We start from the raw sequence: 9874 nt of genomic DNA, 5'->3' as shown, positions 1-9874 counted from the left end.
GTCGCGGGCAGCGGCGCCGGACGTGCCGCGGCCTCGGACCTGCGCACCTCGGGACGGGCGGCCGGCTTGCGCGGCGGCTGCCCGCCGTCGAAGCCGGCGGCGATCACCGTGACCCGCACCTCGTCGCCGAGCGCATCATCGATCACCGTGCCGAAGATGATGTTCGCGTCCTCGTGGGCGGACGCCTCGATCAGGTTGGCCGCGGCGGACACCTCGAACAGGCCGAGATCGGAGCCACCGGCGATCGAGAGCAGCACGCCGTGCGCGCCGTCGATGCTGGCCTCGAGCAGCGGGGACGACACCGCCATCTCGGCTGCGGCACGGGCGCGGTCCTCGCCTCGGGCGGACCCGATCCCCATCAGCGCGGAGCCGGCGTTGCTCATCACCGCCTTCACGTCGGCGAAGTCGAGGTTGATCAGGCCCGGCGTCGTGATCAGGTCGGTGATGCCGGACACGCCCTGCATCAGCACCTGGTCGGCCTGACGGAAGGCGTCCAGGATCGCCACGTGGTGGTCGGTCATCTCCAGCAGCTTGTCGTTGGGGATGACGATCAGCGTGTCGACCTCTTCGCGCAGCGTGGTGATGCCGTCCTCGGCCTGGGTCGAGCGGCGGCGTCCCTCGAAGCTGAACGGGCGGGTCACGACACCGATGGTCAGCGCACCCAGCGAGCGGGCGATCCGGGCGACCACGGGAGCGCCGCCGGTGCCGGTGCCGCCGCCTTCGCCCGCGGTCACGAAGACCATGTCGGCGCCCTTGAGCACCTCCTCGATCTCGTCCGCGTGGTCCTCCGCGGCCTGACGGCCCTTCGACGGGTCGGCGCCCGCACCGAGACCGCGGGTGAGATCCCTGCCGATGTCGAGCTTCACGTCCGCGTCGCTCATCAGGAGTGCCTGGGCGTCGGTGTTGACCGCGATGAACTCGACGCCACGCAGGCCCGACTCGATCATCCGGTTCACGGCGTTCACGCCGCCGCCGCCGACTCCGACCACCTTGATGATCGCGAGGTAGTTCTGGGACGCAGTGGCCACGAAACCCCCACCCTTACTTCTGCTGTAGATGCCTTGACGTCATGGTTCGACGAAGCGGACGAACCGGGGAAGGCAACGGCTTCGGCGTGGGTTCAAGGCTAGGCAACCGCTTTTGGGCTTGTCCAAGAATGTCTGTGGGCTCGGCGTGTCCCTCAAGTTGGGGTTCAGGGTTGGACGGAGTTCATCGCCGGGTCGGGAACGCGGGTGCGGAGACGTTGAACTGTGTCCCGCCCAGGGGCAGCAGCGCATCCAGCACCTCGCTCTTCAGCGCGGAGTCGTCCGCGCTCCCCCAGATCACCCGGCTGCCGTCGGTGAGCCGCAGTTCGATGCCGTCACGGCTCGGCGCGGCCAGCCGCGAGACCTTGGCCGCGGTCTGCGGACTGAGCGAGGAGAACACCGTCCCCACGTCCACCAGGACCTGCTGGTCGTCGGGATCGGCATCGACGACGACCAGCCCGGGCGGAGCCGAGCGGACGGCCCGGAAGACGACGCCCTCCGCGTCCGCGAGCAGGTATCCCCCGCCCGCCGGGATGGCCAGCCGTGGCTTCCGCTCCGACACCGCGACCCGGACCGTGCCCGGCCAGGCGCGGGTGACGGTCACCGAGGCGACCGGCGGGAGTCCCGCGACGCGGTCCGCCACGGCGCCGGTGTCCAGCGCGACCATCGGCGTCCCCACGCCCACCTCGGCCGCGGCGAGGACGTCGGCCCTGGTCAGGACGTCCGTTCCGGTCACCGTGACCGAGCGGACGGCCAGGACCGGGGAGAACCCGACCACCCAGACGGCGGCAGCCAGCAGGGCGAGCACGACCCCTGCGACCAGCCAGCGCAGCCAGCGCCGCCTCCGGTCGCCCCGCCGGCGCGACTGCAGCCGCGCCGTCGCGTCGCGGACCTCACTCATGGTGCTCCAGCAGCCGGGTGAGCGCGGGCCCGACCGTCGTCACGTCGCCGGCGCCGAGGGTGACCACGAGGTCGCCGGGCCGCACCAGACGGGCCAGCGCCGGAGCCGCGTCGGCGACCGCCTCCACGTAGTGCACCCGTCCGGGCGCCGCCGGCTCCGCGGCGTCGGCGACCAGCCGGCCGGTGATCCCGGGGATCGGGTCCTCGCGCGCCGGATAGATGCCGAGCACCACGACCTCGTCGGCCAGGCCGAGCGCACGGCCGAACTCGCCGGCGAAGTCGCGGGTGCGGGTGAACAGGTGCGGCTGGAAACAGGCGACCAGCCGGCCCGGGCCGGCCAGTCCCCTGGCCGCGGTCAGCGTGGCGGCGACCTCCGTGGGGTGGTGCGCGTAGTCGTCGAACACCCGGACGCCACCGGGCTCGCCGACCTTCTCGAAGCGGCGCCGGGTGCCGGCGAAGTCGGCAGCACCCGCCCGAAGCAGCGCGCCGGGAAGGCCGAGCGCCCTGCCGACCGCGTAGGCGGCCGCGGCGTTGTGGAGGTTGTAGCGCCCCGGAACCGTGAGGGTGAGCGGCCCGGCATCGCCCACGGCCCGCAGCGTCGCCGTCGCCCCCGTGGCGGGAAAGGCGGGCTCCTCGATCCGGACGTCGGCCTCCGCGGACTCGCCGTAGCTGAGCACGGACTTTCCCGCCGCCCGCGCCCGGACGGCCAGCTGACGCGTGCCCGGGTCGTCGGCACTCAGCACGACCGTGCGCACCGTCTCGGCCGTCACCAGCCGGACGAACCCGTCCGCGTAGGCCTGCGGCGTCCCCCAGTTGTCGAGGTGGTCGGCCTCGATGTTGGTGAGGACGACGACGGCGGCCGGGTACTGCAGGAACGAGCCGTCGCTCTCGTCCGCCTCGACCACGAACGCCTCGCCGGCGCCCGCGTGCCAGGCGCGCCCCGTCGCGGCGAGCGGGGAGCCCACGACCCAGCTGGGATCGGCGCCGGCCCGCGAGAGCAGCGTCGCGGTCATCGCCGACGTGGTGGTCTTGCCGTGGGTGCCCGTGACGGCCACCCCCGTCCGGCCGACCATGAGCGCGGCCAGGGCCGCGCTTCGGTGCCAGACGCGCAGGCCCCTCCGCCGGGCCTCGGCGAGCTCGGGGTTGGTCTCGCGCACGGCGGAGGACACCACCACGGTGGACGCGTCCCCGACCTGGGCGGCGTCGTGTCCCACGTGGGTGCGGACGCCGAGGTCGCGCAGCTCGGCGAGCGTGGGCGAGTCGGCCTGGTCGCTCCCGCTGACCCGGACCCCCGCTTGCGCGTACATCGCGGCGACGCCGCTCATTCCCGCGCCGCCGACGGCGATGAAGTGCACACCGCCGAGCCTGGCGAGTGGCACCAGCGGGACGGGTTCGATCAGCATGGGTTCAGTGTCGCCGCTCCGCGACGTCGAGCACCAACCGGGCCAGCGCCGCGGACGCGTCGGCCGGCACCAGCCGGCGACAGTCGCCGGACATTCGGGCCAGCCGCGCCGGGTCGGCGAGCAGACCGGTGACCTCGGTGACGACGCGGTCGGCGTCGAGGTCCGCGTCGGCGAGGAGCACTCCTGCGCCCGCCTCGACCAGGAACGTCGCGTTGCGCGCCTGTTCGCCGTTGCCGTGCGGCAGCGGGACGAAGATCGTCGGCAGCCCGGTCATGGCGGTCTCCATCACCGTGCCGGCACCCGAGCGTCCGAGCATCAGGTCGGCCGCGGCGTAGGCGTCCCCCATCTCGTCCACGTACCCGACCGGGACGTAGGCCGTGGACGTGGCCGGATCCACCCGGGCCGCGGTGTCCGCGGTCAGGTTGGCCGGCCCCAGCACGTGCAGGACGCTGATCCCGCGGGCCAGCAGCCGGTCGACAGCTCCGAGGGTGGCGAGGTTGAGGCTTCGCGCCCCCTGGGAGCCGCCGCTGACGAGCAGCACGCTGCCCCGTTCCGGCAGCCCGAACGATGCCCTGGCCGCGGCCCGGCGCGCGGTCCGGTCGAGGGTGGCGATCCCGGCGCGCACGGGCAGCCCGAGCCGGGTGGCGTGCGGAAGCCTGGTCTCGGGGAAGGTCGTCGCGACGTACGGGGTGAACCGCGCGGCGATGCGGTTGGCCAGCCCCGGCACCGCGTTCCCCTCGTGCAGGACCAGCGGCACCTTCGCCCGCCGCGCGGCGAGGTAGACCGGCAGCGAGACGTAGCCGCCGAAGCCGACCGCGACCTGGGCACGGTGGTGGCGAAGGATCGCCCCCGCCTCACCGACGGCCTGGCCGAGGTGGCCGGGCACGGCCAGCAGTTCTGGGGTGAGCCGGCGCGGCAGCGGGACCGGCGGGATCAGCTCCAGGCGCAGCCCCGCGTCCGGGATCACCCTGGTCTCCAGGCCCTTCGGCGTGCCCACGCAGGTGATCTCGACGTCGGCCAGCGACTCCAGTGCCTTCGCCGTCGCGATCAGCGGCGAGGTGTGGCCGGCCGTCCCGCCGCCGGCCAGCACGATCCGGACCGGTGTCATCTCACCCGCGTCCCTGCGCGGTGGTGACCAGCGCCTGCTGGTGCGCTCTGGCGCGACGGCGGGCGAAGGCCCGCGCCTCGGGCTCCTGGCGTGCGCAGGCCAGCAGGACACCGAGCGCCATCAGGTTGGCCATCAGCGCCGACCCTCCGTAGGAGAGCAGCGGCAGCGGCACACCGAGAACCGGCATCATCCGCAGCACGACGGCGATGTTGACCAGCGCCTGGATCATGAACCAGCTGGTGATCCCCGCCGCGGTGTAGCGGCAGAACCGGATGTCGGAGCGCATCGCGATCCGGAACCCGGCGTAGCCCAGGACGAGGAACAACGACAGCACGAGAAGCGTGCCGACCAGGCCCAGCTCCTCGCCGATCACCGCGAGCATGTAGTCGGTGTGCGACTCGACCAGCCCGCCCCACTTCTGCCGGCTCGCCCCCAGCCCCAGCCCCCACCAGCCACCGGAGGCGAGCGCGAAGATCGCCTTGATCGGCTGGTGGTTCACGCCGAGCGGGTCGAGGTCCTGGTTGAAGAAGCCGAGGATCCGGGACATCCGGTAGGGGGTGGTGACCACCAGGACGCCGACGCCGAGGGCGACGGCGGCGAGCAGCGAGCCGATCACCTTCCAGGACGCCCCGACGTACCAGAGCGCGGCCAGCACGATCGCGCCCATGATCATGCCGGTGCCGAGGTCGGACTGCAGCACGACCAGGCCGATCAGGATCAGCGACACGGGCAGGAAGGGGATCAGCAGGTGCCGCGGGTCGGACAGCCGTTTGTGCTTGCGGGCGAACAGGTCGGCGCTCCACATCACGATCGCGAGCTTGGCCAGCTCCGAGGGCTGGATCCCGAACCACGATCCGAACCGGATCCAGTTGGTGTTGCCGTTGTTGGAGTAGCCCAGCGGGGTGAACGTGGCCACCTGCAGCAGCAGCGAGGTGACGACGAGGATCCAGCCGAAGATCTTCAGCTGCTTGGGCGAGCGCCGGGCGAGAACGAAGGCGAAACCGCCGCCCAGCACCAGGAACAGCGCCTGCCGCTTGACGAAGTAGTAGGCGTCGTCGTAGCGGACGAACGCGTACACGCTGGACGCGGACAGCACCATCATCACGCCGAGTCCCAGCAGCAGCACCGCGGGCACCAGCACGAGGTAGAAGCTGGCCTGCGGATGCGCCAGCCATTCGACCACGAGACTGCGCCGGCGGCCCTCTGCGGGCGGCTCCGACGCAGTTCCGCGGCGATCCACGATGGGGGAAGACAGGATCGCCACTGGTTCGTCCTCCTATCCGGTCAAGGTTGCGACCGCGGCGGCGAACGCGTCGCCCCGCGCGGCGTAGTCGGGGTACATGTCCTTGCTCGCGCAGCCGGGCGCGAGCAGCACGACATCCCCGGGCACCGCCCGGGCCGCCGCCCACTCCACCGCCTGCTGCATCGCTCCATGATCGCTGGTCTCCAGCACGTTGACGGGCACCTGCGGCGCGTGTCGGGCGAGGGCGTCGGCGATCACCCGGCGGTCCACGCCGAGCACCACCACGGCGCGCAGCTTCGGGGCGACCGCGGTGACCAGGTCGTCGAAGGTCGTGCCCTTCGCCTGGCCGCCCGCGATCCACACCACGTGGTCGAACGCGGCCAGGGACGCGGCGGCGGCGTGCGGGTTGGTCGCCTTGGAGTCGTCGACATAGCGGACGCCGCCGACCTCCGCGATCGTCTGGATGCGGTGGTCGCCGAGACGCAGCCGCCTCAGGCCGTCCGCCACGGCCGTCGGGTGCACGCCGAAGGAGCGGGCCAGCGCGGCGGCGGCCAGCGCGTTCTCCACGTTGTGGGGCGCGTACGGCACCACGTCGGAGAGCTTGGCCACCTCGATCGCGGAGTCCCGGCGCTGCGGGATGAACGCCCGGTCGACCAGCAGGTCGTCGACGATTCCGAGCATGGAGGGCCCGGGGATGCCGAGCGTGAACCCGATCGCGCGGGCGCCCTCGACGACCTCGGCCTGGACCACCATCTCCTCGGTGGCCGGGTCGGCGACGTTGTAGACGCACGAACGCTGGACCCGCTCGTAGATCCGGGCCTTGTCCGCCGCGTAGGCGCCCATCGGGTCGGCCACCCCCGGCGGCCAGCCGGCGGCGTCGGCGTACCACTCCAGGTGGTCGGGGGCCAGGTTGAGCACGGCGGCGGAGTGCAGCGAGAGGCTGTTCGTCCAGTGCAGCTGGAAGCTGGACAGTTCGACGGCCAGCACGTCGTAGTCGACCTCGTCCAGAACGGCCTCGACGATCGGGCGCCCCACGTTGCCGACCGCCGACGTGCGCAGGCCGGCGGCCGTGAGCATCGACTCCAGCATGCCGACGGTCGTGGTCTTGCCGTTGGTGCCGGTGACCGCCAGCCACGGCACCTGCCGGTCCGGCAGGCTCATCCGCCAGGCGAGCTCCACCTCCCCCCACACCGGGACACCCCGCAGCGCGGCCTGCGCGAGCAGGGGCGCCGACGGGCGCCAGCCGGGCGAGGTGACCACGAGGTCGACGTCGTCGGGAAGGGTGTCGGTGGCCCCTGGGCCGAGCCGGACGATCACGTCCAGCATCTCCAGCACGGTCGCCTTCTCCTGGTTGCCGGGGCCCTCGGAGGCGTCCAGCACGACCACCCGCGCGCCGAGGTCCATCAGCCCGTCGGCCGCCGCGAACCCGGAGGTGCCGAGACCGGCCACCACCACGGTGGCCTGCGGCCAGGGCGAGAGCCGGTCGGCGGTGGCCATCCAGTCCTTCACGAGCCCACGACCCATTCGGTGTAGAAGATGCCGAGCCCGGCGGCGGCGAACAGCCCGCAGATGATCCAGAACCGGACGGTGATCGTGACCTCCGCCCAGCCCAGCAGCTCGAAGTGGTGCTGCAACGGCGCCATCTTGAACAGGCGTTTGCCCTTGCTGAGCTTGAACCAGCCGACCTGCAGCACCACCGAGGCGGTGATGATCACGAAGAGTCCGGCGATCAGCGGCATCAGGAGTTCGGTGCGGGTGAGCACGCTCAGCGCGGCCAGCGCCCCGCCGATCGCCAGCGATCCGGTGTCGCCCATGAAGATCTTGGCCGGGCTGGCGTTCCACCACAGGAAACCGAAGCACGCCCCGGCCAGGGCCAGCGACACCACGGCGAGGTCGTGCGGGTTGCGTACCTCGTAGCACAGTGTCCCTGCATCCGCCCACGCGCAGGACTGGTTGTACTGCCACACGTTGACGAAGGTGTAGGCAGCGAACACCATCGCCGCCGCCCCGGTGGCCAGCCCGTCGAGGCCGTCGGTGAGATTGGCCGCGTTCGACCACGAGGCGACCAGCAGCACGATCCAGATCACGGCCAGCCAGATCGGCAGCTGCAGCCACGGCAGGTCGCGCAGGAACGAGATCGCCTGGCTGGCCGGGGTGAGGCCGCGGGCGTCCGGGAACTGGAACGAGAGGATCCCGAACGCGATCGCCACCGCGGTCTGGAGGCCGAACTTCGCCCACGCGTGCAGGCCGAGCGAACGGGCCTTGCTGATCTTGATCCAGTCGTCGGCCAGCCCGACCAGGCCCAGCCCGGCGAACAGCCCGAGCGCCAGCAGGCTGGTGGCGGTCGGCGGAGTCCAGGTGGCCAGGTGCGCGACGGCGTAGCCGAGCAGCACGCTGATGATGATCACGGTGCCGCCCATCGTGGGCGTGCCGCGCTTGGTGTGGTGGCTGGTGGGGCCGTCATCACGGATGAACTGGCCGTAACCGCGACCGACCAGGAAGCGGATGGCGTAGCGGGTGCCGAGAAGGGTGCCCAGCATGCCGATCCCTCCGGCGAGCAGGACGCTCCTCATGGTCGGTCCCCTTCCGGGGTCGCTGACAGGTCTTCGGCCACGGTCTCCAAACCTAGCCCCCGGGAGGCCTTCACCAGGACGACGTCCGCGGGACGCAGCCACGCCGACGCCGCGGCCGCGGCGATCTCCCGGTTCGGGACGAGCATCGTGCCCGGCCCGTAGCCCGCGGCGAGGTCGGCGGCGTGGTGGCCGATCGCGATCAGCGCCTCGACTCCGAGCGCCGCGCACAGGGCGCCGGCCTCCCGATGGGCGGCCGGCGCGGCCGGGCCGAGTTCGAGCATGTCGCCGAGGACGGCCAGCAGCCGTCCGCCTGGCCGGCGCAGGGACGCCAGCGTCCGCAGCGCCGCCGCCATCGAGTCGGGGTTGGCGTTGTAGGCGTCGTTGACGACCAGCAGCCCGTCCGGCCGTTCGACCAGCTCCATCCGCCAGTGCGACCGCGCCTGAGCGGACGAGAGAGCCTCCGCCACGGCGTCGACGTGCAGGCCCTGGCTGAGCGCGACCGCCGCGGCGGCGAGCGCGTTGCCGACCTGGTGGGCCCCGGTGACCCGGAGCCGGACCGGCGCCCCCGCGTCCGGGGTGCGCAGGGTGAAGGACGGCCGTTGCCGTTCGTCGGCCGTGACGTCGGCGGCCCAGACCCTCAGGTCGCCCCAGCCCGGTTCGCCCGTGGTGCCGAACGCGGCCACCCGCGCCGGGGTCCGTGCGCGCATCCGGGTGACCAGCGGGTCGTCGGCATTGAGGACGGCCCAGCCGCCGGCGGGGACCGCTTCGACGAGCTCGCCCTTCGCCTGCGCGATCGCCTCGACCGAGCCGAACTCGCCCAGGTGCGCGTGCCCGACATTCACCACGACGCCGACCGACGGCGGCACGACGCTGCACAGCCAGGTGATGTGTCCCTGTCCGCGCGCACCCATCTCGCTGACCAGGAAGCGGGTGGCGGGTGTGACCCGGGTGGCGGTCAGCGGCACCCCGATCTCGTTGTTGAACGACCCGACCGGAGCGACGGTCTCCCCCGCCGTGGCGAGCACCTGTGCGACCAGGTCCTTCGTGCTGGTCTTGCCCGAGGAGCCGGTGATCCCGATGGTGACCATGCCCGCCGCGCTCGCTTCGGCGGCCACCGACCTGCCCAGGACGGCGAGGGCGGCGAGCGGGTCGCCGACCACCAGCTGGGGCACCGGCAGGTCCAGCGCACGCCGGACCAGGAGCGCCGCTGCGCCGGCGGCCACCGCCGCGGCGGCGAAGTCGTGGCCGTCCGCCCGCTCTCCCTGCAGGGCGACGAACAGGCACCCTGGCGTCGCCGACCGGGAGTCGATCACCACGTCGGGACCGACCAGGGCTCCGGGGTCGCCCACCGGCACGGCGTCCAGCACCTCGGCCAGCCGGCCCACGGCGACCTCACGCATACTGCTCCTCCCCGCCAGGGTGCAGCGACGACCACGCCCGCCGCACCTGGGTGACGTCGTCGAAGGCGATCGTACGGTCGGCCAGCTGCTGGCCGCTCTCGTGCCCCTTACCCAGCACGGCCACCCAGTCGCCGGCGCCGGCCAGGTCGAGGGCGCGGGCGATCGCCTCGGCCCGTGGCCCGCCGTCGACCACCTCCGCGCCGGACTCCTCCGCCGCCGCGC

At 72.8% G+C, this 9874-nt stretch carries 8 protein-coding genes and 1 pseudogene; all 9 read right to left on the bottom strand.

From position 1 onward, the window contains the following. Nucleotides 1-1028, bottom strand: a 1028-nt coding sequence (gene ftsZ, locus QM633_RS13565; RefSeq protein WP_415154295.1) for a cell division protein FtsZ, incomplete at its 3' end; no start/stop codon positions are given. 181 nt (nt 1029-1209) lie between these two features. Continuing rightward, nucleotides 1210-1926 (bottom strand): cell division protein FtsQ/DivIB, encoded by a 717-nt coding sequence (locus tag QM633_RS13560; RefSeq protein WP_415154294.1) that lies wholly within the window; start codon nt 1924-1926, stop codon nt 1210-1212. Further along, nucleotides 1919-3328: a UDP-N-acetylmuramate--L-alanine ligase gene (gene murC, locus QM633_RS13555; protein WP_415154293.1), complete on the bottom strand. Its 1410-nt coding sequence runs from the start codon at nt 3326-3328 to the stop codon at nt 1919-1921. The genes QM633_RS13560 and murC overlap by 8 nt, the downstream gene beginning before the upstream one ends. Nucleotides 3329-3332: 4 nt before the next feature. Further along, entirely contained in the window at nt 3333-4436 is a 1104-nt protein-coding gene (locus QM633_RS13550; RefSeq protein ID WP_415154292.1) for a UDP-N-acetylglucosamine--N-acetylmuramyl-(pentapeptide) pyrophosphoryl-undecaprenol N-acetylglucosamine transferase, read from the bottom strand. A gap of 1 nt (nt 4437) precedes the next feature. Further along, nucleotides 4438-5619 carry a putative lipid II flippase FtsW gene (gene ftsW / locus QM633_RS13545; protein ID WP_415154291.1) on the bottom strand — a complete coding sequence of 394 codons (1182 nt, stop codon included), beginning with the start codon at nt 5617-5619 and terminating at the stop codon, nt 4438-4440. Between the two features lie 93 nt (nt 5620-5712). Further along, a complete protein-coding gene (gene murD / locus QM633_RS13540; protein WP_415154290.1) occupies nt 5713-7203 on the bottom strand; it encodes a UDP-N-acetylmuramoyl-L-alanine--D-glutamate ligase in 1491 nt (496 codons plus the stop codon). Next, nucleotides 7185-8252 (bottom strand): phospho-N-acetylmuramoyl-pentapeptide-transferase, encoded by a 1068-nt coding sequence (gene mraY / locus QM633_RS13535; protein ID WP_415154289.1) that lies wholly within the window; start codon nt 8250-8252, stop codon nt 7185-7187. The genes murD and mraY overlap by 19 nt, the downstream gene beginning before the upstream one ends. Beyond that, complete coding sequence (locus QM633_RS13530) at nt 8249-9652, bottom strand: UDP-N-acetylmuramoyl-tripeptide--D-alanyl-D-alanine ligase (protein ID WP_415154288.1); 1404 nt, start codon at nt 9650-9652, stop codon at nt 8249-8251. The genes mraY and QM633_RS13530 overlap by 4 nt, the downstream gene beginning before the upstream one ends. After that, nucleotides 9645-9874, bottom strand: a pseudogene (locus QM633_RS13525) (UDP-N-acetylmuramoyl-L-alanyl-D-glutamate--2,6-diaminopimelate ligase); the annotation flags it as partial. The pseudogene QM633_RS13525 and the gene QM633_RS13530, both read right to left, overlap by 8 nt.

This window comes from Propionicimonas sp. (assembly GCF_047606205.1).
GTDB lineage: Bacteria > Actinomycetota > Actinomycetes > Propionibacteriales > Propionibacteriaceae > Propionicimonas.
This window is presented reverse-complemented; position numbering and strand designations above follow the sequence as displayed.